Source organism: Brevundimonas sp. FV2ps16 (genome assembly GCF_058681075.1).
On sequence record NZ_CM178728.1, the window covers coordinates 2,339,787 to 2,364,470 of the forward strand.

Annotated in this window: 28 protein-coding genes and 2 tRNA genes; 24 read left to right on the forward strand and 6 right to left on the reverse strand. The window is 66.6% G+C overall.

Features of this window, described 5'->3' with window-relative positions; translation table 11 throughout:
• The first annotated feature begins 15 nt into the window (after positions 1-15).
• From pyrE to ACW170_RS11320, 7 genes are all read left to right on the forward strand, one after another.
• On the forward strand, positions 16-600 hold the full coding sequence (pyrE, locus tag ACW170_RS11290) for an orotate phosphoribosyltransferase (RefSeq protein ID WP_492086768.1): 585 nt from the start codon (positions 16-18) through the stop codon (positions 598-600).
• Positions 601-624: 24 nt separating this feature from the next.
• On the forward strand, positions 625-1,365 hold the full coding sequence (locus ACW170_RS11295; RefSeq protein WP_492086769.1) for a pyridoxine 5'-phosphate synthase: 741 nt from the start codon (positions 625-627) through the stop codon (positions 1,363-1,365).
• Positions 1,362-1,763 carry a holo-ACP synthase gene (gene acpS, locus ACW170_RS11300; RefSeq protein ID WP_492086770.1) on the forward strand — a complete coding sequence of 134 codons (402 nt, stop codon included), beginning with the start codon at positions 1,362-1,364 and terminating at the stop codon, positions 1,761-1,763. The genes ACW170_RS11295 and acpS overlap by 4 nt, the downstream gene beginning before the upstream one ends.
• A 330-nt stretch (positions 1,764-2,093) precedes the next feature.
• A complete protein-coding gene (gene lepB / locus ACW170_RS11305) occupies positions 2,094-2,807 on the forward strand; it encodes a signal peptidase I (RefSeq protein WP_492089170.1) in 714 nt (237 codons plus the stop codon).
• Positions 2,807-3,517 (forward strand): ribonuclease III, encoded by a 711-nt coding sequence (gene rnc, locus ACW170_RS11310; RefSeq protein ID WP_492086771.1) that lies wholly within the window; start codon positions 2,807-2,809, stop codon positions 3,515-3,517. Before lepB ends, rnc begins: the two co-directional genes overlap by 1 nt.
• Positions 3,514-4,461 carry a GTPase Era gene (gene era, locus ACW170_RS11315; protein ID WP_492086773.1) on the forward strand — a complete coding sequence of 316 codons (948 nt, stop codon included), beginning with the start codon at positions 3,514-3,516 and terminating at the stop codon, positions 4,459-4,461. The genes rnc and era overlap by 4 nt, the downstream gene beginning before the upstream one ends.
• A gap of 6 nt (positions 4,462-4,467) precedes the next feature.
• Positions 4,468-5,712, forward strand: coding sequence for a serine hydrolase domain-containing protein (locus tag ACW170_RS11320; protein WP_492086774.1), 1,245 nt, complete (start codon positions 4,468-4,470; stop codon positions 5,710-5,712).
• Positions 5,713-5,917: 205 nt separating this feature from the next.
• Here the strand turns inward: ACW170_RS11320 and scpC are convergent, their stop codons facing one another.
• Positions 5,918-7,429, reverse strand: a complete 1,512-nt coding sequence (gene scpC, locus ACW170_RS11325) for a succinyl-CoA:acetate CoA-transferase ScpC (protein ID WP_492086775.1) — start codon at positions 7,427-7,429, stop codon at positions 5,918-5,920.
• 186 nt (positions 7,430-7,615) lie between these two features.
• Between scpC and ACW170_RS11330 the strand changes: the two genes are divergently transcribed.
• From ACW170_RS11330 to recO, 3 genes are read left to right on the forward strand one after another with little or no spacing between them, the layout of a single operon-like run.
• Positions 7,616-8,221, forward strand: coding sequence for a flavodoxin family protein (locus ACW170_RS11330; RefSeq protein ID WP_492086776.1), 606 nt, complete (start codon positions 7,616-7,618; stop codon positions 8,219-8,221).
• Between the two features lie 22 nt (positions 8,222-8,243).
• On the forward strand, positions 8,244-8,756 hold the full coding sequence (locus ACW170_RS11335) for a nuclear transport factor 2 family protein (RefSeq protein ID WP_492086777.1): 513 nt from the start codon (positions 8,244-8,246) through the stop codon (positions 8,754-8,756).
• Positions 8,756-9,487 carry a DNA repair protein RecO gene (recO, locus tag ACW170_RS11340; protein WP_492086778.1) on the forward strand — a complete coding sequence of 244 codons (732 nt, stop codon included), beginning with the start codon at positions 8,756-8,758 and terminating at the stop codon, positions 9,485-9,487. The genes ACW170_RS11335 and recO overlap by 1 nt, the downstream gene beginning before the upstream one ends.
• Before the next feature lie 32 nt (positions 9,488-9,519).
• On the opposite strand, the gene ACW170_RS11345 is transcribed toward recO, so the two are convergent.
• Positions 9,520-10,011 carry a hypothetical protein gene (locus ACW170_RS11345; RefSeq protein WP_492086779.1) on the reverse strand — a complete coding sequence of 164 codons (492 nt, stop codon included), beginning with the start codon at positions 10,009-10,011 and terminating at the stop codon, positions 9,520-9,522.
• 372 nt (positions 10,012-10,383) lie between these two features.
• On the opposite strand from ACW170_RS11345, the gene ACW170_RS11350 reads away from it, so the two are divergent.
• From ACW170_RS11350 to ACW170_RS11400, 11 genes are all read left to right on the forward strand, one after another.
• Positions 10,384-10,722 carry a RebB family R body protein gene (locus ACW170_RS11350; protein WP_267513023.1) on the forward strand — a complete coding sequence of 113 codons (339 nt, stop codon included), beginning with the start codon at positions 10,384-10,386 and terminating at the stop codon, positions 10,720-10,722.
• 35 nt (positions 10,723-10,757) lie between these two features.
• Positions 10,758-11,081 (forward strand): RebB family R body protein, encoded by a 324-nt coding sequence (locus tag ACW170_RS11355; RefSeq protein WP_492086780.1) that lies wholly within the window; start codon positions 10,758-10,760, stop codon positions 11,079-11,081.
• A 73-nt stretch (positions 11,082-11,154) separates the two neighbouring features.
• Positions 11,155-11,532, forward strand: coding sequence for a RebB family R body protein (locus ACW170_RS11360; protein WP_492086781.1), 378 nt, complete (start codon positions 11,155-11,157; stop codon positions 11,530-11,532).
• Positions 11,529-11,885, forward strand: coding sequence for a hypothetical protein (locus ACW170_RS11365; protein ID WP_492086782.1), 357 nt, complete (start codon positions 11,529-11,531; stop codon positions 11,883-11,885). Before ACW170_RS11360 ends, ACW170_RS11365 begins: the two co-directional genes overlap by 4 nt.
• A 23-nt stretch (positions 11,886-11,908) precedes the next feature.
• Positions 11,909-12,133 carry a RebB family R body protein gene (locus ACW170_RS11370; protein ID WP_267513027.1) on the forward strand — a complete coding sequence of 75 codons (225 nt, stop codon included), beginning with the start codon at positions 11,909-11,911 and terminating at the stop codon, positions 12,131-12,133.
• 3 nt (positions 12,134-12,136) lie between these two features.
• Positions 12,137-12,472 (forward strand): RebB family R body protein, encoded by a 336-nt coding sequence (locus tag ACW170_RS11375; RefSeq protein ID WP_492086783.1) that lies wholly within the window; start codon positions 12,137-12,139, stop codon positions 12,470-12,472.
• A gap of 18 nt (positions 12,473-12,490) precedes the next feature.
• Positions 12,491-12,724 (forward strand): RebB family R body protein, encoded by a 234-nt coding sequence (locus ACW170_RS11380; protein WP_008262209.1) that lies wholly within the window; start codon positions 12,491-12,493, stop codon positions 12,722-12,724.
• A 31-nt stretch (positions 12,725-12,755) separates the two neighbouring features.
• Positions 12,756-13,136, forward strand: a complete 381-nt coding sequence (locus ACW170_RS11385) for a hypothetical protein (RefSeq protein WP_492086784.1) — start codon at positions 12,756-12,758, stop codon at positions 13,134-13,136.
• Positions 13,137-13,158: 22 nt separating this feature from the next.
• Complete coding sequence (locus tag ACW170_RS11390) at positions 13,159-13,509, forward strand: hypothetical protein (RefSeq protein WP_492086785.1); 351 nt, start codon at positions 13,159-13,161, stop codon at positions 13,507-13,509.
• Between the two features lie 20 nt (positions 13,510-13,529).
• Positions 13,530-13,811, forward strand: a complete 282-nt coding sequence (locus ACW170_RS11395; RefSeq protein WP_492086786.1) for a hypothetical protein — start codon at positions 13,530-13,532, stop codon at positions 13,809-13,811.
• Positions 13,808-14,119, forward strand: a complete 312-nt coding sequence (locus ACW170_RS11400) for a hypothetical protein (protein WP_492086787.1) — start codon at positions 13,808-13,810, stop codon at positions 14,117-14,119. The genes ACW170_RS11395 and ACW170_RS11400 overlap by 4 nt, the downstream gene beginning before the upstream one ends.
• A 99-nt stretch (positions 14,120-14,218) precedes the next feature.
• Here ACW170_RS11400 and ACW170_RS11405 read toward each other — a convergent pair whose 3' ends face one another.
• Complete coding sequence (locus tag ACW170_RS11405) at positions 14,219-17,512, reverse strand: autotransporter outer membrane beta-barrel domain-containing protein (RefSeq protein ID WP_492086788.1); 3,294 nt, start codon at positions 17,510-17,512, stop codon at positions 14,219-14,221.
• Positions 17,513-17,836: 324 nt separating this feature from the next.
• Between ACW170_RS11405 and ACW170_RS11410 the strand changes: the two genes are divergently transcribed.
• Positions 17,837-19,087, forward strand: a complete 1,251-nt coding sequence (locus ACW170_RS11410; RefSeq protein WP_492086789.1) for a glycosyltransferase — start codon at positions 17,837-17,839, stop codon at positions 19,085-19,087.
• A gap of 84 nt (positions 19,088-19,171) precedes the next feature.
• Here ACW170_RS11410 and ACW170_RS11415 read toward each other — a convergent pair.
• Both ACW170_RS11415 and ACW170_RS11420 read right to left on the reverse strand, forming a co-directional pair.
• Positions 19,172-19,248, reverse strand: a tRNA-Asp gene (locus ACW170_RS11415).
• An 84-nt stretch (positions 19,249-19,332) separates the two neighbouring features.
• A tRNA-Asp gene (locus ACW170_RS11420) sits at positions 19,333-19,409 on the reverse strand.
• Between the two features lie 392 nt (positions 19,410-19,801).
• On the opposite strand from ACW170_RS11420, the gene ACW170_RS11425 reads away from it, so the two are divergent.
• Entirely contained in the window at positions 19,802-20,530 is a 729-nt protein-coding gene (locus ACW170_RS11425; protein WP_492086790.1) for an RNA polymerase sigma factor, read from the forward strand.
• On the opposite strand, the gene ACW170_RS11430 is transcribed toward ACW170_RS11425, so the two are convergent.
• Positions 20,527-22,257, reverse strand: coding sequence for a cytochrome c biogenesis protein DipZ (locus ACW170_RS11430; protein ID WP_492086791.1), 1,731 nt, complete (start codon positions 22,255-22,257; stop codon positions 20,527-20,529). The genes ACW170_RS11425 and ACW170_RS11430 overlap by 4 nt on opposite strands.
• Before the next feature lie 149 nt (positions 22,258-22,406).
• Between ACW170_RS11430 and parC the strand changes: the two genes are divergently transcribed.
• The gene (gene parC / locus ACW170_RS11435; protein ID WP_492086792.1) at positions 22,407-24,620 is read left to right on the forward strand and encodes a DNA topoisomerase IV subunit A; all 2,214 of its coding nucleotides are present in this window, start codon (positions 22,407-22,409) and stop codon (positions 24,618-24,620) included.
• Positions 24,621-24,684 lie beyond the last annotated feature (64 nt).

Consider the following 24,684-nt stretch of genomic DNA (forward strand, 5'->3'; position numbering starts at 1 on the left):
GCTAAGACCGCCGCCATGAACACCCAAGACGTCCTCAACGAGTTCCGCGACGCCGGCGCCCTGCGCGAAGGCCATTTCGTCCTGTCTTCGGGCCTGCACAGCCCGGTCTTCCTGCAAAAGAATCTGGTCTTCATGCAGACCGATCGCTGCGAGCGGTTGTGCAAGGCGCTGGCGGACAAGATCGTCGCGACCGTGGGTCCGGTGGACGTCGCCATTTCGCCGGCCGTGGGCGGGATTATCCCCGGGTATGAGACTGCGCGTCACCTCGGCGTGCCGTCGATGTATGTCGAGCGCGAGGGCGGTCAGTTCAAGCTGCGGCGCGGCTTCTCGGTTGAGCCGGGGCAGAAGGTGGTGATGGTCGAGGACATCGTCACCACGGGCCTGTCGTCGCGCGAATGTATCGCCGCCATCCAGGCCGCCGGGGGCAAAGTCGTCGCCGCCGCCTGTATTGTGGATCGTTCGGGGGGCAAGGCGGATGTCGGCGTGCCCTTGATCGCGCTGGCGTCGCTGGAGGTGCCTGCCTATCCGGCCGACGCCCTGCCGCCGGAACTGGCGGCCCTGCCGATTGAAGATCCGGGCAGCCGCAGACTTTCGAAGTGATGTTCGGATTGGCGAGGAGCTGAGATGCGCGAACGGGTCAGGTTGGGCGTCAATATCGATCACGTCGCTACGGTGCGGAATGCGCGTGGCGGGACGCATCCGGACCCGGTTCGGGCGGCCGAGGCGGCGCTGGCCGCCGGGGCGGACGGGATTACCGCCCACCTGCGCGAAGACCGCCGCCACATCACAGATTCCGACATCGACGTGCTCAGCGCCCTGTGCGCTCGGGCGAGCAAGCCGCTGAACTTCGAGATGGCGGTGACGGACGAGATGCTGGCTATCGCCCTGCGTCATCGTCCTCATGCCGCCTGCCTGGTGCCCGAACGGCGTGAGGAAGTGACGACCGAGGGCGGGCTGGCGGTGGCCGGGTTCGAGGCGAGGATCGCGCCGGTGGCGAAAGCCTTGGCCGAGGCCGGGGTGCGGGTGTCGCTGTTCATCGAGCCGTCCGAGGCGCAGGTCGAGGCCGCAGCGGCGGTTGGCGCGCAGGTGGTGGAGTTCCACACCGGCCGCTATTGCCATCTGAACGATCCCGGCGAGCGGGAGGTGGAGTTCGAACGGATTGCAGCCGCTGCGGCACAGGCAGACATCCTGGGGCTCGAGGTCCACGCCGGGCACGGTTTGGATTACGACACGGCACCGCGCTTGCTGGCCATTCCTGAAATCCGCGAGCTGAACATCGGTCATTTCCTGATTGGGGAGTCCATCTTCGTCGGCCTGGATGCGGCGATCCGACGGATGCGGGCGGCGATGGACGCGGCCAAGTGATCATCGGCGTCGGCGCCGACCTGTCGGACATCCGGCGGATCCAGGCCTCGCTGGATCGGTTCGGCGAACGGTTCAAGCAGCGCTGTTTTACGGACATCGAGCGGACCCGGTCGGATCGGAAGCCGGACCCGGCCTGGAGCTACGCCAAGCGGTTCGCGGCGAAGGAGGCCTGCGCCAAGGCGCTGGGCACCGGGATGCGGGCGGACGTCTATTGGCGCGACATGGGGGTGGTGAATCTGCGCTCCGGACAGCCGACCCTGGCCCTGACCGGCCATGCCGCCGAGCATCTGGCGCGGCTGACTCCGGCGGGACATGAGGCGAAGATTCACCTGACTTTGAGCGACGAGCATCCGTATGCACTCGCCTTCGTGGTGATCGAAGCCTTGCCGCTGTCGTAATCGCGATATACCCCTCAGGGGACGACCGCGCAGACGCGGCAAGGGGATTCCTGACGCATGAGCGAAGACCAAAAGCCGCACGACGCCGACGCGGCCAAGACCGATGCGACCGATGCTGCGCCGGAGGCCGGCGCGGAAGAGGTCTATGTCTGGTCAGAGGCTGACAAGCCGGTAGAGACGACGTCCACGCCCGCCGCTGCCGCTCCTGGCGATTCTGGCAAACGCCCCGTGTGGAGCGATGACGGCGACGCGCCATTCGAGGAGACGTCGGCTGCGCCGGTTTATGCCCGCAAGGCGGCCAAGGCGGAGCCGACCGCTGGCGACGAGACGATGGAGATCGTGAAGACGATCTTCTTCGCCCTTCTGATCGCCATGGTGCTGCGGATCTTCCTGTTCCAGCCCTTCACCATTCCGTCGGCCTCGATGGAGCCCAACCTGTACGAAGGCGACTATATCGTCGTGTCGAAATGGTCGTACGGCTATTCGAAGCATTCGATCCCGTTCAGCCCGCCGCTGTTTGACGGCCGGGTGATGGGCTCGGCGCCGAAGCGCGGCGATATCGTGGTGTTCAAGCTGCCGCGTGACGACAAGACGGACTTCATCAAGCGGGTCATCGGCCTGCCGGGCGACCGGATCCAGATGATCTCGAACAAGCTGTATATCAACGACAGGCCGGTTGAAGACGTCGTGGTCAGCGAGCGCGAGATCAACGACATCTTCGGCGCTCATCCGGTGGCGCAGGTGCGCGAGACCCTGCCGGAGGGCAAGAGCTTCATGACCCAGGACTTCGGTCCCGGGAACGACCTGGACGATACGCCGGTCTATGAGGTGCCGGTCGGTCATTACTTCATGATGGGCGATAATCGGGACAACTCGATCGACAGCCGGGTCGAACAGTCCAGCGGCGTGGGCATGGTCCCGGCCGAGAACCTGGTCGGCAAGGCGCAGATCATCCTGTTCTCGTGGGAGCCCGGCGCGTCGCTGTTCAAGCCCTGGACCTGGGCCAATGTGCGGCTCGGACGGTTCTTCAACGTTCTGCATTGATGGCCAATCTGAGAGCTGAGGCGGTCGCGGCGTTGCAGGCGCGGATCGACCATTCCTTCAAGGATGCGGACCTGTTGGAGCGCGCCCTGACCCACGCCAGCGTCGGCGAGGGCGCGCCGGTCGGTGTTCATGGACCGCGCGACAACGAGCGGCTGGAGTTCCTGGGCGATCGGGTGCTGGGGCTGCTGGTGGCCGAGAAGCTGTCGCGGGACTATCCCACCGCTCACGAAGGCGAACTGTCGTCCAGCCTGCACGCCCTGGTCGACAAGACCGCCTGCGCGCGGGTGGGCGAGGCCTTGGGCGTCGGTCCGGCCCTGCGTCTGTCGCCGGGCGAGACCAAGACGGGCGGGCGTCGCAAGGCCGGGGTCATCGCCGATGCGGTCGAGGCCATCCTGGCGGCCGTCTATCTGGACGGCGGGCTGGAGGCGGCGCGAACCTTCTTCGACAAGGCCTGGGCCGCCGAGTTCGAGGCCCCGCCGTCGCGCACCGTGACCAACCCCAAGTCCGCCCTTCAGGAGTGGGCCCAGGGGCGGGGTCGGCCGCTGCCGACCTATCGCGTCGTGGATCGGACGGGTTCTGATCATGCGCCGACATTCACCGTCGAGGTGTCGGTCGAAGGCGTGGAGCCCTTGACCGCACTGGGGCGTTCGCGTCAGGAGGCGGAGAAGGCGGCCGCAACGGCTCTCCTCAAACGTGAAGGCGTCATTTGACCGATATTGAAAACCAGCGCGCGGGCTTCGCCGCCATTATTGGCGCGCCGAACGCCGGCAAGTCCACGCTGGTCAACCGGCTGACCGGATCCAAGGTCTCCATCGTCACCCAGAAGGTGCAGACGACGCGCTTCCCCGTGCGCGGCATCGCCATGGAAGGCGACGCCCAGATCGTGCTGGTGGACACCCCCGGCATCTTCACCCCGCGCCGTCGGCTGGACCGGGCCATGGTCGCCTCGGCCTGGGGCGGCGCACAGGACGCGGACGTGGTCGTCCACCTGATCGACGCCCAGTCGCACATCAACTCGGAAGGCCGTGACGGCACGGCGGCCGACCGCCGCTCGGCCGAAGACACCGAGACCATCATCGCCAATCTTCAGTCCACCGGGACGAAGGTGATCCTGGCGTTGAACAAGATCGACGGCATGCGTCGCGACACCCTGCTGGCCCTGTCGCAGAAGATGTTCGAGAGCGGCGTCTATGAGGAGGTCTATATGATCTCCGCCGCCAACGGCGACGGGGTCGAGGACCTGAAGCAGCGCTTGGCGCGGTCGATGCCCCAGGGGCATTGGCTCTATCCCGAGGATCAGGCGGCCGACGTGCCGGTGCGGGTTCTGGCGGCCGAGATCACGCGCGAGAAGGTCTATCTGCGCGTCCACGAGGAACTGCCCTATTCGGCGGCCGTGGAGACGACCAGTTTCGAGGAGCGCGCCGACGGCTCGGCCCGGATCGAACAGACCATCTATGTCGAGCGCGAGAGCCAGCGGCCCATCGTCCTGGGCAAGGGCGGTCAAACCCTGAAATGGATCGGCCAGAAGTCGCGCGAGGAGCTGAACGAGATCCTCGGCCGTCAGGTCCACCTGTTCCTGACGGTGAAGGTCGATCCGAAGTGGCAGGATTCGCGGGCGCTCTACGCCCAGTTCGGTCTCGATTTCGACGTCTGAGTTCCCGTGTTTGAAGTGCCGCGTACCCCTGGGGGCCATCCCCGGCTTGTTCTGGGCGTCCTGGGGGCGCTGATCCTCGGCGGCGTGGTCTGGGCCGGTTTTTCGACGTCGGTCAAACCCGTGAGCGATGCGATGCGGGCGGCGACCAGCCCCGAGACGCCGCCGCGACCGCCGCTGGTCGTGGTCGAGGATCTGCCGCAACTGGCCGCGAGGCTGGAACGCGAGGGCGCGGCTGGGCGGTTCATGGGCGGTGTTCTGGTGGCCAAGGGCGACCGGGTTCTGTTCCGCCAGGTCTATGGCAAGGCGAACTATGAGCAGGATCGGCCGCTGAAGCTGGACTCGCGGTTCCGGCTGGCCTCGATCTCCAAACAGTTCACGGCGGCGGCCATCCTGCGCCTGCAGGACGAGGGGAGGCTGAGCGTCTCCGACCCGGTCTGCAAATGGATCCAGCCCTGTCCCAAGGCGTGGGAGCCGGTGCGGATCAGCCACCTGTTGTCGCACACCTCGGGCATTCCGGACCTGATGGCGCGGCCGGGCTGGGGCATGCGGCGGACGACGCCGGCGACCCTGGATGAGCTGACCGAGGACTCGAAGCGGTTCGGCCTGCAGTTCGCTCCGGGGACCAAGGTTCGGTACGACAATGCGGGCTTCAACCTGGCGGCGGCCATCGTCGAGAAGGCCAGCGGCCGGCCCTATCAAGCCTATATGCGCGAGACCTTCTTTGGTCCTCTGGGCATGAAGGACAGCGGGCTGGACCTGGACGGCGGGGACCATGGGGCGATCATGGGTTACGCCAACTTCCCCGCAGGACTGGCGGCCCAGCCGAACGCCAACACCTCCATCGTCGCCGGCGCAGGCGCGGTCTATTCGACGCTGGACGATCTGCTGGTCTGGCAAAGGGCGTTGCACCGCGGGGCGCTGCTGAAGCCGTTCAGCTATCAGCAGATGCTGGCTGACCATGCGCCGGCGGACGCGCCCAAGGAGCGGGGCAGACCGCGCCGCGACTGGGGCTACGGCATATTCTCGAACCGGCTGGGCGATCAGGTCCAGCCCAGTTTCCAGGATCGCCAAATCTATCACACCGGCAGCTGGGGCGGGTTCCGCAATCTGATGCTGTACCAGCCTGAGGCCGATGTGACGGTGATCGTGTTGTCCAACAATTATCACCTGCGCGACCAGGTCTTTCTGATCAGCCAGCAGGCCATGGCCGAAGCCCTGGGCCGCGAGTTCCCGACGACCCTGGACCGATAGGCCCAAGCCGGCGGCATGGCGTAAAAACAGGGCGCCAAACGTGCCAAAGGCGCCAAACCTGCCAAACGCGCCATACCTCCGTCTCCCCATCAACACCGGCTCCCAGTCTAAGGGCGTTTGAGGGCGCGGTGAGATGAAGGGTGAAAACGGGGCGCAAAGCCTTGCGCCGCCGTGTTCAGGATGGATGGAAAATAAATTTGGGCCGTCAGGCGGGGAGCATGGACCCTGTGTCGATGTAGCGCTGGTGCCACGACAGGGCTTCGTTCAGCAGGTGGGGGGACTGGAGGCCGTAGGAGCCCTTCAGCGCGCGCTCGTAGTAGTCGTTGAGGCCGTCGCGGTATTTCGGATGGGCGCAGTGGGCGATGATCAGCTTGGCCCGCTGTTTCGGCGACAGGCCGCGCAGATCGGCCAGGCCCTGTTCGGTGACGATGACCTGGACGTCCTGGGTGATGTGGTCGACGTGGCTGGCCATGGGGACGATGGCCGAGATGGCGCCGCCCTTGGCCGTCGAAGGCGTGACGAAACAGGAGATGAAGGCGTTGCGCGAGAAGTCACCCGAGCCGCCGATGCCGTTCTGGATGCGCGACCCCATGACCTGGGTCGAGTTGACGTTGCCGTAGATGTCGGCCTCGATCAGGCCGTTCATGGCGATACAGCCCAGGCGGCGGATCAGCTCGGGATGGTTCGAGATCTCCTGCGGGCGCAGGATGATCTTGCCGCGGAACTGCTCCATCCGACTGTTCATATCCGCCGCCGCCTCGGGGCTGAGCGAGAAGGCTGTGGCGGAGGCGACGGTCAGCTTGCCGGCGTCCAGCAGGTCCAGCATCCCGTCCTGGATCACCTCGGTATAGGCGGCCATCCGTTCGAACGGGCTGTCCATCAGGCCCGCCAGGACGGCGTTGGCGACATTGCCGACGCCGGACTGAAGCGGCAGCAGGGCGGCGGGCAGGCGGCCGACCCGGACCTCGTGCTTCAGGAACTCGATCAGGTGGCCGGCGATGGCGCGGGCGTTGGCGTCCGGCGCGGCGAAGGGCAGGTTGCGGTCCGGGGCCTCGGTCTCGACGATGGCGACGATCTTGTCCGGATCGCAGCGGAAGGTCGGCTGGCCGATCAGTTGGTCGGGCCGGGTCAGGGGGATGGGCACCCGGTCGGGCGGCAGGGCCGTGCCGTAATAGATGTCGTGCATCCCCTCCAGCGCCGGATTCTGCCAAGCGTTGACCTCGAGGATCACCCGCTCGGCCCGGTCCAGCCAGGTCTTGTTGTTGCCGATGGAGGAGGAGGGCACCAGGCTGCCGTCGGCGTTGATGGCCGAGACCTCGACCACGGCGGTGTCCAGCGGCCCCAGCACGCCCTGCCAGACCATGGGGGCCAGCTGGCTGAGGTGCATGTCCAGATAGTCCATCTGGCCGGAGTTGATCTTCTCACGCGCGATGGGGTCGGAGTTGTAGGGCAGGCGGCGTTCGATCCCGTCGGCCTTGGCCAGGGCGCCGTCCAGCTCCGGGCCGGTGGAGGCGCCGGTCCAGAGGTTCAGGCGGAAGGCGTCGCCGGCGGCGTGGGCGGCCTCGATTCGCGTAGCCAGGGCGGCGGGGACGGCCTTGGGATAGCCCGAGCCGGTGAAGCCGCTCATGCCCACGGTGGAGCCTGCGGGGATCAGGGCGGCGGCGTCCTGGGCGGACATCAGCCTGGAGCGCAGGGATTGGCTGCGAATACGCGACATGGAGCTCTTCAAGGTTACGGCCGGGGGGGGCTGGGCGTCTCGGGTAGGCGGCGCCGCGAAGGCGATCCATTCGACCTTGGTCGAGGATGGGCGGTGCGTCCATGATCTCCGTCAAATGATCCGTTCGATCCTATGGAACGCCAGACGGGACCGTCGGTTAGCGAGAGACCGCTAGGAAGGATCGCCATGAAAGCCCTTGTTCTGAACTGCACGCTCAAGCCGTCGCCGGAGACCTCAAGCACCGAAGCTCTCGCCAAGGTGGTGATCGACGAACTGGAGAAGGGTGGGGCCGAGGTCGAGATGGTCCGGCTGGTCGACCTGAACATCAAGCCGGGCGTGAAGACGGATCAAGGGGCCGGCGATGACTGGCCGGCTGTCCATGAGAAGATCATGGCGGCCAATATCGTCGTCTTCGCCACCCCGACCTGGGTCGGGCAGATGTCCAGCGTCTGTATGCGGGCCCTGGAGCGGATGGACGCCCTGTTCGAGGAGACGGACGACAGCGGCCGGCCTGTGGCGTTCGGCAAGGTGGGCGGCATCGTCATCACCGGCAATGAGGACGGCGCCCACCATATCGTGGCGACGGTCTCCCAGGCCCTGATCGACATGGGGTTCACCATTCCGGCGCAGAGCTGGACCTATTGGCACCTCGGCCCTGGAGCGGGGCCGGACTATGTCGAGACCGACGAGGGGCACGACTATTCGGATCGGGTTGGGCGCAACGCGGCGCGGAATATGCTGGCGCTGGCCAAAGTGCTGACACCGGACACCTACCCCGTTCCCGAAAGCTGAGAACAGGACTAGAACAGGCGACATGATCGCCGCTCTGTTCACCGCCCTGGTCCTTCAATCCGCGCCGCCGCTGGCGGCCATGGTCCCCGCGCGGGACGACCGTATCAGCACCGCCGCCCAACGGGAGGCGGACGAAGCGGCGGCGACCCTGGATCGGATGCACCAGGCGGCGGCGGATGCGGACGGCGCAACCTATTTCGCCCAGTTCAGCGACGGGGCACGGTTCGTAGGGACCGATGCTTCCGAGCATTGGGATATTCCGACCTTCAAGGCCTATGCGGAACCGATATTCGCGCGGGGGCAGGGGTGGACCTATCGGCCGTATGACCGGACCCTGATCGTCTCGGGCGACTTCGCCTGGTTCGACGAGAAGCTGGACAACGACTCCTATGGCGCACTGCGGGGGTCCGGGCTGCTGAGGCGGACCGGTCCGGGCGAGGTCTGGAAGATCGAGCAGTATGTGCTCAGTTTCACGGTGCCGAACGACAAGGCCAAGGCGGTCGTGGACGTGATCAAGTCCGCCGCTGCCGACTGATGGATTTCCATGAAGAGGCCTTCGTCCTGTCGGCGCGCAGCCATGGCGACACCGGCGCCGTGGTGGACCTGCTGACCGAGAACCACGGGCGGCGCGCGGCCTATGTGGCGGGCGGGGCGTCGCGGAAGATGAAACCTTTCCTGCAAGCCGGGGCGCGGGTGGTGGCGGACTATCGGGCGCGGACCTCGGATCATCTGGGCGGGGCGCGGTTGGAGCCGGTGGGCGAGGGGCCCAGCGCCCTGTTCGATGACGCCCTGGCCCTGACCGGCCTGGCTGCGGCGGCGGGGGTGGCCCAGGGCGCCCTGCCCGAGCGCGAACCGCATCCGGGGGTGTTTCTGGCCTTTGAGGCCTTGATGGGGGCCTTCGCCCTGCCGGACGTCTGGCCGGCCATCTTCGTGCGGTTCGAGGCGGGGCTGCTGGAGGACCTGGGCTTCGGGCTGGATCTGTCGAAGTGCGCGGCGACCGGGACGGCGGACGAGCTGATCTACGTCAGTCCCCGCACCGGGCGGGCGGTCAGCCGCGAAGCCGGCGCCCCCTATGCCGACAAGATGCTGACCCTGCCGCCCTTTATGCTGGGGGCGCAGGCCGGGCTGGTCGAGGGCGACGTCAAGGCGGGGTTCGACCTGACCGGGCATTTCCTGGAGCAGTTCGTCTTCCACCCTCAGAACAAGCCCTTGCCGCCCGCGCGGGTGTGGATGCTGGACAAGCTGGCCGAGACGGGGCGGCTGTAGAGCGCCGCCCCGTCTGCCGGCTCAGGCGGAGGCTATGGATTTTGCCAGACCATGCTGGCGATTCCGATCTCGTGGCCAGCGGTGTAGGTGATGGTGAAGCCTGCGAGCTGTGCAAGTTGGGCCTCCGATTCCGGCGAGAAGAAGATGCCGAGGACCATCCGGTGCGCCGGATTCAAGCCCATTCCCAGGTCGCCATGTAGCTTATAGGCGTCATAGCGAAGTCCGTTGACGAAGCCGTCCCAGTTCTGGAGGGACTCGCATTTCATCTCGACGACGATTTCGTCTGCGGGCGCGTTCAAGAAGGGATCGTTGACCAGGAAGTCGGCGCGCGTGTTGTCGGGATAGGCGCGGGATTCACGCATGATCCAGGCCTCCGGGGCCGAAGCGTTGACGCAGGCGGCGATCTCGGCCTGGGCCCAGGCCTCCCAGCCGCCGTTCAGGGGCCAGACGGTGCTGATTCGGTTGACGTTGGCGTTCGCCCAGCCCTGGACCAGGGTGAGGAAATCACGGGTGGAAAGCGGCATTGGACCAGGTCTCCGATGAGGGGCCGGCTTCACCGCCGGCGGTTGAGTGGGCGCGCGGGCGGCGCCAGGCGCGGAGGGCTCTCGCCGCGTCGCTTGAGCGGCGAGGCTGAGGAGCAGCAGGTCGAAAGCGGTCCCCATGGATGACACCTCCCCGGTCTGTTCGGCAGGGCGGGAAGCCATGACCCTGCGCCTGGATCGCCCGAGGGGATGACGGCGGGCGGCCCGCTCCGTGAACGAGCATGGAAAAAGAAAATCAACCAAGAGTAGTTCACATCCGTCTGCGTCGGACGTCTTACCTGTGGAGGTCGTCCTCAGCGGGGCCGGGCGATCTTCTTCCAGCGGGCCTCGATCCAACGGGTAAGGAGACAACTCATGGCTATTCCGACACCGGTGAACGGGCAGATCACCGACGCCGTCACCCAGGCGAATGTGAAGGTTCTAGGCGACGCCCCGGCTATGGCCATGGGGGCCATCTATCAGTCGCTCGCCCATTCCACGGGCATCCTCTACGAGAACGCCACCTCGTCGCAGCAGCAGCTGGCGATCGCGGCCCAGGCCGCCACCAACCAGGGCGTGATCCAGATCTACAGCGTCGACACCATGGCCGGCGCCGTGGCGACCTCGAAGATCGCCCAGTCCGATACGCCCGATAACATGCTGTCGCTGTTGACCGCGCTGCGCGCCGTCGGGCCGCACGCCGCCGTTTCCTGACTTTCGCTGCAACCCTCATTCAAAGGATTTGAGACATGGCGCTTCCGACACCCGTCAACGGCATGATCACCGACGCCGTCACCCAGGCCAACGTCAAGGTGCTGGGCGACGCCCCGGCCATGGCCATGGGCGCGATCTATCAGTCGCTCGCCCACTCGACCGGCATTCTCTACGAAAACGCCACCTCGTCGCAGCAGCAGCTGGCCATCGCCGGCCAGGCCGCGACCAACCAGGGCGTGATCCAGATCTACAGCGTCGACACCATGGCCGGCGCCGTCGCCGCGAGCAAGATCGGCCAGTCGGACACGCCCGACAACATGATGGCCCTGCTGACCGCCCTGAGGGCGACCGCAGCCTGACGCCGACGACGGATATCCCTGACTGCCGCGGCGGGAGGCTGGCGCCCGCCGCGCCCACCCCTGGAGGACGACCATGGCCGAGGCGAAGACGACCGACAAACCGGCGGACCAGGCCACGGAAGGCTCAACGGCGCGCCTGGGCGACTTCGAGGACGTCATGAAGCTGATGCTTGAGCTCAGCAAGAACCCGGCGACCGCCCCGACGGCGGAAGCGGTAGCCAACACCCTGCTGACCGTCATCGGCTCGGGGCCGAGCTTCGCGGCGATGCAGAGTCTGGTGGCCGCCAATCAGGCCAGCGGCATGATGTACCACAACGCCGTCGCCAATCAGCAGACCACCAATATCCTGGGCATGGTCGCCACCATGAACTGCGTTCAGGCCCTGATGGACAAGCCGTCCGTGATCCCCTGGCCGGATCTGGGGCCGCGTCGCGAGGAGGCGTTCGAATGAGCCCGCAGACGAGACGTGAGAAGCGCGAAGACCGGCGGGAGCCCGACTTCTGCCGCGAGGAGCCCCTGCTGCTGTGCGCCGGGGCGGGCATCTGCCAGGCCAGCCTGATCACCATCATGGCCTCGGCGGACGCCTTCGCCGCCCGGTTGGCGGCGTCCACCCATCATGCGGCGGAGCTGGCGACGCTGCAGACGCGCCACCTCGCCGCCAGTCTGGCGGAAATGCAGCCGCCGCGCGCGGCTCCGCCTGTGGGCGTCGGTCTCGCCGCGCCTGCAGCGATGGCGGCGCACGCCGTGTCCCAGGTCCGCCAGGACCCGCCGTCGGCCTTTTACGGCGCGCCGGTCGTCACCTGAGGAAAGAAAAGGGGGGCTTCGTCATGACAGACACCGTCAATTCGCAGATCACCGACGCCGTCACCCAGACCAACGTCAAGGTTCTGGGTGAAGGCCCGGCCGAGGCCGTGGCCATTTCGGTTCAGGCCGTGGCCCACGCCACCAGCCTGTCGGTCGAAAACGCCAGTCAGGCCCAGGGGGGGATGCAGCAGATCAACAATGCCGCGGTCGGCGCTCTGATCGCCAAAATCCTCGAAATTCCGGCCTGAGCCATGGCCTATCCGACCCCCATCAACAGCCAGATCACCGATGCGGTGACGCAGCAAAACCTGATGGTCCTGGGCGCCGCCTCGACCATCGCCATGGGCTCGATCTACCAGAGCGCCGCCCATTCCATGTCGATCGCCTTCGAGAACGCGGTCCAGGCGCAGCGCCAGGCGTCGATCTGCGCCCAGGCGGCGACCAACCAGGGGGTCATGCAGGTCTATGAGATGGGCAGCATGGTCTCGGCCCTGGCCACCACGCGGATCGCCCACAAGGCGCCTGCATCGAACAGTCTGGAAAACGCGCTTGTCCTGCTTGTCGCCCTTAAATTGCTGAAACTCTAGAACGTCAGGATCTGAACCATGGCCGCCGACACGCCCGTCAACTCGCAGGTCACCGACGCGGTCACACAGACCAACGTCAAGGTGCTGGGCGAAGCGCCGGCCCAGTCCATGGCGCTGGTCTATCAGAGCATGGCGCATTCGATCTCGCTGGCCATGCAGAATGCGCAACAGGCGCAAGGCGGGCTGCAGCAGATCGGCAACGCCGTGACCTCGAGCGCCGTCACCATGATCATGAACGCGGCGCAGAAATAAGCGCCAGGCCTGAAGAGAAAGCCGCTCTGCCGTGACCGATGCCGTCAACAGCCAGATTAAGGACGCCGTCCAGACCTCGACCAACTGGGCGCTGGGATTCGCGACCCTGGACGAGGGCACGCCGGCCAGCTCCACGCGGGTCTCGGCCGGGGGCGTCATCGCCTATGACAAGGCCACCCAGGCCGCCGCCCTGTCGGTCCAGGACGCCGCCGATTACCAGCGCAATGTCCTGTCGATCAGCACCACCGTCCAGGGCAAGGCCATGGCGATGATGCTGGCCTCGGGCGGGATGAACGAGCCGGCCCTGATCGCCTACGCCATGGCCCTGGTCAGTTCGTTCGCGGCGCCCATCGCTGCGGGGCTGGCGGCGGAGTCCGTCACCAAGGCCGTCCAGACCTTCCCTAGAAGCTGAACCCAGAACCAAGGAGCATGCCATGTCCAGTTTGACGGTGTTGAAGACCAGCGAAGCCGAGGCTGTTGTTGAAGAGGCCCAGGCGCTGGAGCGGGAGACGCGGGCCGACACCGAGGCGTGGCTGAACGCCGCCGCCGACCTGTCGAATGCTGAGCGACTGGAAGACAGTCAGGCGCGGTACCAGGAGTTGCGCGACGCCGCACAGAGGGTGGTCGCGCTGCTTTATCGCATTCAGGAGCCGATGCTGGCCGATCCCTATGCGCCCCTGGCGGCCGCCGAGATGGACAAGGCCAAGGCGCTGCTGGCGGATATCGAGGCGGGCGAACTGGTCGAGAAGGTCTCGCTCGTCCCGGCTTCGTCGGACAAGGAATGAGCCGGAAAAGGGGGCTTGCCATGGCCGAAGAACAGCCCGCAGCGCCGGCTGAGCCGGGGACGCCAGAACCCGTCAAGGATCCCGTCGTCCTGGCGGCGCAACGCATGGTCGTCGAGATGTTCAGCATGGCCGCCAAACAGATGCCTGACCTGATGAAGGCGCAGGTCCAGGGCCAGGCGCCGAACCAGGCGGCGGCCAGCGCCGAGGTTCAGAAGTTCACCGAGGGCATGCTCTCTCAGTTGCAGGCCCAGGTGACGCGGGCGCTGGGCGTGGAGCCCGAGACCAAGGGAGACAAGACGTGAGCGACGCCCATGGCGCGGCGGGCCGCCACCTGTATGATTCCATCTCGGAGCAGAAGCATTCGGTGGTCGACAGTTTCGCCGATCAACGCACCGTGCTGAAGCGGGCCGTGGCCGAACAGCGGCTGGCCGCCATGCCGGAAGACATGCGACGCGCCGAGATGGGGCCGTCGGCCCAGGTCAGCATCGAGATTGTCGAAGCCTTGCAGAAGATCATCGCCCGCGAGGTGACCCGGCAGCTGGATCTGGCCATCTGCGCCATGATCGAACGGAGCAAGGCGGAGGCGCCAGACGCGACGGCTAAGGCTTAAGGTCGCAGAGCGAGCCGGCTTTCAGCCGACGAGCGTCAAATGAAAAGGCCGCCGGATCGCTCCGACGGCCTTTTGTCGTTAGCTCAGGACGGCTTCCGATCAGAAGCGGAAGCTGGCCCGCAGCAGAAGCGAATAGCGGACATAGTCCTCGAGCAGTTCGGCGTCCCCGGTCAGGGACAGCATGCCCAGGTCGTTGCCCAGGTTCAGGCGGAAACCGAGGATCAGACCGCCGCCCTCGACCGAGTCGGGCGACAGGGTGAAGTCCGGCCCGCCGCTGGCGAAGCGGGCGATGGTCTCGCCGGCGTCGACCGAGAGATTTTGACGATAGCCGATGCGCAGTTCGGGGCGGATCCAGCCGTCGCGGCCAAAGCCGTAGCCCACATTCATCGCCGCAACAGCGGAGAAGATGTGGCTGTCGCGCGAATCGATGTCGAGGTCGAAGCCGTCGCCGCCGCCGCTTTCGGTGCGGGAGCCTTCCGACAGGTGGAAGAACTCGGCATAGACTTCGGGGCGCACGTTCAGGCGGCCGTAGTTGCGTTCATACGAGGCGCCGCCGGCCGCAGCGGCGGTCCAGCCGTGCCAGTCGGAGGTATTGTTCAGATAGACGCCGTCAGCGACCAGGGAGCGGTCGGCGCTGAAGCTGGCGTAGCCGCCGGCTGCGCGGGCCCAGGTCGTCCAGTACTGGCCCTGGGCGCGCCAGTAGAGACCCAGTTCCAGCAGATTGGCGGACAGGATTTCCTCGGCCTCAGCTTCAGGATCCTCGATGTCGGACGAGGTGAAGGCGGCCGTGACGCCGAAGGCCCCCATGCTGGAGCCCTTTTCGACGCCGCCGGCGACGCCGAAGCCTTCCGAACGGAAGCCGTAGGAATCGGTCTTGTCCTTGTCGGCGTAGAAGTTGATCTCCTGGACCCAGGCGCTGGTTTCGCCCGGAGCGGCGGAGGCGTTGCGGCCCGTCAGGGCGCGCGTCACGGCGTCGACGCCAGCCGACAGGGACATCAGCGGACCGCCCGAGTGATCGGGGAGCATCTGCTCATAGACGTTGGAGAAGTCCTCGCGGGTCGTCTGGCTGAGGAACAGGTTCTGCAGCGTCGTATTGTCGCCGAGGGCGGCGTAGACCGCGTCGAACGCCGAAGCCTCGACCGGGATCAGCCCGGCTTCCTGGGCGGTGCGACGGCGGGCGTCGATATAGACCTTCCCAGCGGCGGTGTCGGTCCCGGCCGAGACGACATAGAGGTAGGGCGAGTTCTCGCCCAGCAGGGTCTGGTCGATCGTCCCGACGGTCAGCGAACCCGCGGTGATGACGTCGAAGCGTGCCGGGTCTTGCAGCAGGGTGGCGAAGCGGACGCCCAGTGCGGCGCCGGTCGCGATATTGGCCGCGCCGCTGACATTGAACCCGCCGGCCTTGTTCGCCGCCGGATCAACGGTGAGCACCAGGGTTCCGTCCGCCCCGACGTTCAGACTGGAGATATTGGTGGCTGTGGTCTGGTTGGCGAACAGGGAGCCGTTCGTCACATTGAGCGACAGCCCGGCCGCATTGGTGATCGCGCCGGAAATCGCGGCGCCGCCGGTGATGTTCATCGTGTCGGCGCCGCCGCCAAACGAGATGTCGCCGATGATGGTGCCGTTCTCGACGTTCAGGGTGTCGCCGCCCGAGCCAAGCCGGATCGCGCCGACCATCGCGGGTTCAGCGCTGTCGGGCACGCCGTCCTTGTCGGTGTCGGTCGCTGTGCTGCCAGCGGCGGCGGCTATGCCGTACTGACGGAAGACCACCCCGGTGGTGTTGGCCGACAGGTCGACGGCTATGGCGTCGCCGTCCACCGCCGTGGTGTCGGTCGTGTCCTGGGTTCTGCCGACTGCGATCGTGCCGGCGTTGGTGAACTGGGTCACGCTTCCCGACGCGTCCCGAACGGCCACGGCGTCGCCGTGATTGCCGGTGAAGGCCGAGGTGATGAGGCCCGTGTTGGTCACGGAGGCGACATTGGCGCCGGCCCCGATCAGCACCCCGGTCGCGGTCGTTGCCGTATTACCGGAGCCGCCGGCCTGGATCGTGCCGGTGTTGGAGAGGGCAGGGGCGCTGACATTGGCGCCGACCCAGACGGCGGTCGCATCGGCCTTGGATGCAGAGGCGGAGATTGTGCCTTCGTTCCTGACGCCGCCGGCGACGGTGACGGCCTGGCCGCCGGTCACGCCCAACTGCAAGGCGCGCGCTTCAATGCCGGCATAGACGCCTGAGCCGCTTATGGCTCCTCGGTTGATCAGGCCGTAGGCGGCGTCGCCTGTGCCGACAGCGCCCAGGGTGACAGTGTTGGTCGCCGAGCCGATCAGGAGGGCGGGAGCGCCGCCCAGCGAGGTCAGGGACGCGGTCGTCTCGCTGCTGTCCAGAATGCCGTCGCCGTCGCGATCGGTGTCGTCACGGTTCTTGACGCCGTCGCCGTCGTTGTCTTCGTCGCCGTTCTTGACGCCGTCGGCGTCGTCATCGCCTTCGATGCCGGCAGAGCCGTAGGTCGGACCGGTGTCCAGCAGCACGCCGCCGTTGATGTCTGCGGCCACCCGGACGGCCGGGCCGCCTTGCAGCAGGTCGTCGGCGTCGAGGTCCTCGAGATAGAGGGCGGACTCCGACACCGTTCCCGATGTCGGTTTTGCGGACGGCGCGGTGGTGTAGCGATAGCCGGTCGTGGTCACGGCCGAGTGAATCTTCAGCGCGCCGCCCACGTCGCCTTCGATCGACACCCCGGTCGCGCCTGCGCCCGTCGCGGTGATCGAGCCGGCCAGATCGACATTGCCCGACACTGCGCCCGTGGTGCGAAGGCCGACCGTGCCGTCGCCCAACACGCGGACCGTGCTGAGGCTTTGCAGCCGGCCGTTCAGGTCTGTCTCGACCGCCAGGCCGTAGCTGTTGTTCCCCTCGACGGTGATCGCGCTGGTCGGTTCAAGGGTGATGTTGCCGGTGAAGGCGGAGGGGCCGGCGACGCGCACGCCATAGCGGCCCGTTCCGGTCGCAAAAGGCCCGTCGATATCGCCGTCGCCGTCTGTGTCCTTGTAATCCGCGTCTTCGAGCGAATCGGTGATGGAGATCGAGCCGCCCATGGCGAGCGATCCGGTGTTTCCGCCGTTGATGAGAATGCCGGTCGCGCCATCGGCCGACTTGGCCATGGTGATGGAGCCGCCGCTATCGACGTCCAGCGTATTGTTCGAATTCAGCGTCATCGCGGCGCCGGAGGTTACGGCGATCGAGCCGCCGCTGGCGATCCGAACGTTGTCGGCCGCCGTGCCGGTGGCGTTGGAGGTCTGGATCGGCGTGGTGCGAGCAGTCGAGACGACGACCTCAGCCTGAGCGCCCGTCACAGCCAGCAAGGGAGCGATCGCTACAGCGGTCGCGAGCAGAATACGCATTCGGAAGAAAACCCCTGGTGGCCACGCGATCACGAACAAGGCGGTCCATTACAGGATCGACGCCAACCTTGCTCAACTTTATCGAATTTGAGGCGAATGCAAGGCCGTGTTCAGCATGTTGCGGTTCAGCGTCAGGCGTGAAGCCTTGTGAAACGTCCCGTTTTGCGGGGCGTTGCGGCGGGTGCGGAAGGATTTCCGACGCGGCTATTGAGCTTTGCCACGCCGGGGTCTAGGGGCGGAAGCATGGTCAAACGCGTTTCACGACGACGCATCCAATCCACGCCCTTCGGCGTTGGCGAGCCCAGACCAGACGAGAACCTCTTCATGACACTGACCGACCTCGACGTTCACGAAAGCGAACTCCGGCTGATTCCCGGACTGGACGTCGAAGTCGCGGACACCCTCCGGGCGCTGAAGCTGGCGGCGATGGATGATCGGCCCCGGCTGGTGGACAGCACCATGTTGTATGCGCCGCGTTCCGGCGGGGTGAAACGCTATCTGCTGTCGAAGAAGGCCTGGATCGAGGCCAACCGGCCGGGGGTCAGTCATTCGCTGATCGTGCCGGGGGCGCGGCACAAGGCGCGGGCTGACGGGATCGTGCAACTGCGGGCGACGAAACTGCCTTTCGGGGACGGCTATCGCTGGCCCAGTTCGGTGAAGCGCTGGAGCGCCTGGGTAGCGGCGATGAAGCCGTCGATTATCGAGGCTGGCGACCCCTACACGCCCGGCCAGGGCGCCCTGGAAGCCGGACAGCGGGTCGGATGCCCCGTCGTGGGGTTTTGTCACTCCGATCCGGCTAGCCTGGCGGCCCTGCATTTCGGCGAATGGGCCAAGAAGCCGGTCGAAAAGCGCTGGGCCCGTCTGTTCTCCCAGTTCGACCGGGTGGTTTCGCCGAGCCGATTCATTGCGAGGCGTCTGGAAGAAGCGGGGGTGAACAATATCGTCATCCGGCCGCTGGGCGTCGAGATAGACACCTTCCGGCCTGAGCGTCGCGACCGCCAATGGCTGTTGAAGCAACTCGGCCTGGGCGAGGACGCCCGGCTGCTCTGCTTCGCCGGTCGGCCGGCCAAGGAGAAGAACGTCGATATCCTCATCGAAGCCGTCCAGAAGCTGGGCGCGCCCTATCATCTGGTGCTGGTCGGCGCCGGGTCGGGCATGCCGGACGAGGATCGGGTGATTTCGATGCCCTATGAGAAGGATCCGAAAGCGGTGGCCCGGATCATCGCCAGCTGCGACGCCTTCGTGCACGCTAACGACAAGGAGCCCTTCGGCCTGATCGTGCTGGAGGCCATGGCCTGTGGTCGTCCCGTGGTCGGGGTCAACGCCGGCGGCGTGGCCGAGACGGTCGATGAGTCGGTGGGGCAGTTGGCGGCCAGCGCCGAGGCCGGCGCCTATGCCGAGGCGGTCGAAGCCCTGTTTGCGCGGGACATCGAAGCCATCGGCCGGGCCGCGCGGGAAAAGGCCGTCAACCAGTTCGCCTGGAATCGGGTCTTCGAGGACCTGTGCATGGTCTATGGCGAGCTGACGGGCGAAGCCGCTTTCGTGCAGCCTGACGAGGCCTTCGCCGTCCACTGAGGCCGGCGCGAAAATCCAGGAAATGAGGCGATGTCTTCCGCCCGTCAGAGAGCGGGGGCGCGCCACTTCTTTGTCTGTAAGAAGTGGCGCGAGTGACGGGGCTCGAACCCGCGACCTCCGGCGTGACAGGCCGGCACTCTAACCAACTGAGCTACACCCGCGTTATCTGCGTCGAAACTTTTGAGTTGTTTCGAAAACTTAGAGAGGGAAGGCGGTAGCGCCACTCTGTCTATTTCTAGAAAGAGTGGCGCGAGTGACGGGGCTCGAACCCGCGACCTCCGGCGTGACAGGCCGGCACTCTAACCAACTGAGCTACACCCGCGTTTCCCGGCCGAAGCGACTGTGCGCCCCGGCGAGGGGCGTCGTTTAGGCGGGCTGACCCATCGCGTCAAGCGGCCTTTTCCGAGAAAGACCGACCATACTGCACGATAGGCTGTGGAGAAGATTCCGCCGGTCGCGCCAACCCCCTGTATGCGTCGCTCACACGCGGGCGTCCGGCCATTGTCGCGGGTTCTCAAGGCCAAGGAGACAAGGGCATTTACTTAGATTGCTCGTCCAGCCTTCACAAAAAGCGAAAACGCCCGTCTAGGTTGCATGGGTGGGCTGTGGCCGTGTTTGCAATGGCCTTCGGACAACCGCCCAGGGGGAGACGGAGGCCGGGGATCGAGCCTGTTCAGGCTTGGCGGTCTTCTTCACGGGAAGGGGAATGACGCCATGACCATCGTCCCGCTGTTTCCAGATTGGAATGCGGAGAAGGGCGAACAGGCGAATTCTGCGGAGCCTGTGGCCGGGCCCGCGCGTCCGTCTAGAGCCTATGGACCATCGCGGCGTTCGCCCTCGCCGGTGGAGGTTCTGGCCAGGGCGGGCGGAGGAGGGCGTGGGCGGTCTGTGACGCCTGCCGAGGTCATCGCGCAGTCCCTGGACCGGAGGCCCGCGCTGGATCATTTCTGGGCGGTGTGGATGGCGCATCAGACCGTTCTGCGGCAACGGAGCCTTCGCCTCAGCGGCGGCAATCGCGCCGACGCCGAGGATGCGCTGAGCGCCGCCATGGTCCGGGCCGCCCAGGCCTTCGAGCGACAACCGATCCAGAACCCGGGCGCCTGGTTGGTGCGGATCCTGCACAACACCTGCATGGACCAGCATCGCCAGAACGCCAGTCGGGTTCCGATCAAGACCGAGGACGATGATCTGCCGCCGCCGTCGGCGGCCGCCTGGGCTGCGGCTGAGCCCTCGCCGGAGGATGTCTTGTCTCAGCAGGAGAGCGACGCCGCCTGGGGACGGGCGATGAGGGCCCTGCCGGCGAGCCTGGTCGAGCCGCTAAAGCTTCATCTGGACGACTGGAGCGACGAGCAGATCGCCGCCCATCTGAACATCAGCCGCGAACTGGTCAGAAAGCGTCGCCAGTTGGCCCGCAAACAGCTGCGGCTTCTGCTGGATATCTAGCCGAAGGTGAAGGCGAAGACCTGGGCGCCGGGATCGAGGAACTCGATCTCGAAGGTGCGTTCGCGGATCGGGCCGGATTGCCGCACCAGCTGGTACAGGCGCTGCCCGTCGATGCGTCCCATGCCCTGGGCGTCGATGTCGGACCCGGCGGCGGCCCCCGGCGCCTGGCCGTCGATCAGGACGCGGAACCTCGGCGCTGAGCCGGCGGCGCTGGGCGCCATGACCAGATGAAGATCGCGGGCCTTGAAGCGGAACGCGATCCGGCCGTCGGCCGCCGTCAGTTCGGCGTGTTCGCGGGTCACGCGCCACGCGCCGGTCAGGCTCCAGTCGTTGAGGGCCAGCGGACTGGCGGCATAGGTCTTGATGGCATCCCGGGCGAAACCGCCGGGCGAGCGGAAATTCTCGGCGCGGGCGTAGCCGACGTAGGTTTCGGGCGAGCCGAGCTGGCCCATGTCGGCGGCGGCCTCGGCGCCCTGGGCCTGCACCTTGACCACGTCCGCGGCGACGTTCGCAGCGCCCGCCTCCTTGAGCAGTTGCTGGATCACCCGTTCGGATCCGTCGTAGTCGCCTTCGCCGAAATGGTGGTGGCGGATGCGCCCCTGGGCGTCGATGAAATAGTGGGCCGGCCAGTACTGGTTCTTGAAGGCGCGCCAGATGGCGAAGTCGTTGTCCATGGCGACCGGATAGTCGACGCCGAGGCGGCGGACGGCGTCGCGGACATTGGCCTCGGACTTCTCGAAAGCGAATTCGGGCGTGTGGACGCCGATCACGACCAGTCCCTGGTCCTTGTACTTCTCGGCCCAGGCCCGGACGTAGGGCAGGGCGCGCAGGCAGTTGATGCAGGAGTAGGTCCAGAAGTCGACGACCACGACCTTGCCGCGCAGTTGTTGCGGCGTCAGGGGCGGGGAGTTGATCCAGGTGGTGGCGCCGGTAAATGCGGGCAACCGGCCCTCCACCGGCAGATTGGCCAGGTCCGTCGGCGCTGCGTTCGTGGGCATGCCTCGACCGATGCTGCTGAGCAGCGCCTGTTCCAGTCGCCCGGTGCTTCCGGCCGAAATTCGGGTCAGCAGGCCCGTGTCCAGGCCCAGGCCGATGGCGACCACGCCAATCAGCACCAAGGCGCCCAGGCCGCGCCGCACCCATTCGCCGACGCCCAGCGCGCCCTTCATGGCCTTGAACACTCGTCCGCCGACCAGCAGGGCCAACGCCAAGGAGGTGGCGGCACCCGCCGCATAGGCCAGCAACAGCACGGTCGAGCCGACGCCCGCGCCTTGCAGGGCCGCGCCGGTCAGGATGACGCCCAGGATGGGGCCTGCGCAGGGCGCCCACAGCAGGCCGGTGGCTACGCCCAGCAACAGGGAGGCGCGGACGTCGCCCTGGTCTGCAGAGCGGCGCTCGACGCGATCGGTCAGCCAGGAACCGGCCGCCACAAACGGCCGCATCAGCCGATCGCCGATGGAGGGCACAAGCAGGCTGAGCCCCAGGACGGCCATGACCGCAAGCGCGATCCAGCGACCGACCTCATTGGCGCGCACGGCCCAGCCCCCGCCCAGGGCCGCCAGGGTCGCTACGCCGGCGAAGGTGACGGCCATGCCGACCAGCAGGGGCAGGCCGTTGCGGACGAACGGCCGGCCGGCGCGGGCGAAGACGAAGGGCAGGACCGGCAGGATACAGGGGCTGACAATGGTCAGGGCGCCAGCGAGATAGGAGAGCAGGAACAGGATCATGAAGGCGGGCCTGACGTGACGGGTGTCACTCACATACGAAGCGGAGAGGCGTTCGGTTACCCTTTGGCGCACGATCTCCCACAGATAGACGCCCTGTCTTGTCTCGAACGGGCTAGACTTCGCGCTTCCGATCCCCGATTCGCTGGCCCATGACGATCCACGCTCCGCCGCCGGAAGGCGGCCGTATCATCGACGAGCCTATGGAGACGGCCCTCAGCCGTCGCTATCTGGCCTACGCCCTGTCGACCATCACCAACCGCGCCCTTCCCGATGTTCGGGACGGGTTCAAACCCGTGCACCGGCGCATCCTGTACGCCATGCACCAGATGCGGCTGAACCCGCAGGCGGCCGCGCGCAAATGCGCTAAGGTCGTCGGCGAGGTGATGGGCGGATACCACCCGCACGGCGACGCCTCGATCTATGAAGCCCTGGTGCGCCTGGCCCAGGATTTCGCCCAGCGCTATCCGCTGGTCGACGGGCAGGGGAATTTCGGCAATATCGACGGCGATAGCGCCGCAGCCATGCGCTATACCGAGTGCAAGCTGACGCCGGCGGCCGTGCTGCTGCTGGACGGGATCGATCAGGATTCGGTCGATTTCCGCGCCACCTATGACGATCAGGACGAGGAGCCGATCGTTCTGCCGGCCGGTTTCCCCAACCTGCTGGCCAACGGCTCGTCGGGCATCGCCGTGGGCATGGCCACCTCGATCCCGCCGCACAATGTCGGCGAACTGATTGACGCCTGCCAGATGTTGCTGGACCGGCCCGAGACGACGACGGCCGAGCTGGTGCAACTGGTGCCCGGACCGGACTTCCCAACCGGCGGGGTCGCCGTGGAGGGCCACGCTTCGATCCTGGACGCCTATGAGACGGGCCGGGGCGGGGTGCGGTTGCGGGCGCGCTGGGAGACCGAGGACCTTGGGCGTGGCGTGTGGCGGATCATCGTCACCGAGATGCCGTACCAGGTGCAGAAGTCGCGCCTGATCGAAGCGCTGGCGGACCTGATCGAGCACAAGAAGGCGCCGCTGCTGGGTGACGTGCGCGACGAGTCGGCGGAAGACATCCGCCTGATCCTCGAGCCCAAGAACCGCACCATCGAGCCCGAGATGCTGATGGAGAGCCTGTTCAAGCTGTCGGACCTGGAAGTCCGCTTCCCGATCAACATGAACGTGCTGGACGCCGACGGCACGCCGCGCGTCATGGGGTTGAAGCCCTGTCTGCGCGCCTTCCTGGATCACCGGCGCGAGGTTCTGAACCGCCGCTCGCAATGGCGGATCGCGCGGGTCGAGAAGCGGCTGCACCTGCTTGAAGGCCTGCGGGTCGTCTTCCTGAACCTGGATGAGGTGATCCGGATCGTCCGCGAGGAGGAACAGCCCAAGGCCGTCCTGATCGCGCGGTTCGGCCTGACCGAAGTCCAGGCCGACTTCATCCTCGACACCCGGCTGCGTCAGTTGGCGCGTCTGGAAGAGATGACGATCGAGAAGGAGTTCAAGGAGCTTTCGGAGGAACTGGCGAACCTTCAGGCCCTGACCTCGTCAGAGGGCAAGCAGTGGAAGGCGATCTCTAAGGAGCTGGAGGCGGTGCGCAAGGCGCTGATCTCGCCGCGCCGGACGACCATCGCCGAGGCCGTGGATTCGTCGGCCTTCGTGGCGCCCGAGGCCTTTATTCCCCGCGAGGCGATCACCGTCATCCTGTCGGAACGGGGCTGGATCCGCGCCGCCAAGGGCAAGGTGGAGGATCCGTCGGAGCTGAAGTTCAAGGAAGGCGACCAACTGGCCTATCTGGTGCCGGCCTATACGACCGACAAGCTGCTGGTCGGGGCGTCGGACGGGCGGATCTTCACCATCGGGGCGGACAAGCTGGCGTCCGGTCGCGGGCATGGCGAGCCGCTGCGCCTGATGATCGATCTGGACGAGAAGGCCGAGATCATCAATGTCCTGGCGCACCAACCGGGCGGGAAGCTGCTGATCGCGTCGAAGGCCGGCTATGGCTTTATCGCGCCGGAAGACGACACCCTGGCCCAGAAGCGGGGCGGCAAACAGGTGCTGAACGGCGACATGCTGGCCATGTTGCGGATTCTGCAGACGCCGACGGCCGACCACGTCGCGACGATAGGCGAGAACATCAAGACCCTGGTCTTCCCCTTGGCCGAACTGCCCGAGATGGGGCGCGGCAAGGGGGTGCGGCTGCAAGGCTTCAAACAGGGCGGGCTGGCCGACGTCACCGTGTTCAACGCCGAACAGGGGCCGGAATGGGCCGACGGCGGCGGACGGCGTCGCAATTGGCCGGACTGGAAGGACTGGCTGGGCAAGCGCGCCGGGGCCGGACGTCAGGGGCCGCGAGGCCTTCGGAAGTTCAGGTAGGGTTGGCCTCTCCCACACCCTGCGGCGGAGGGGGGCGGAGGCGTAGCCGAAGCCGGGTGGGAAG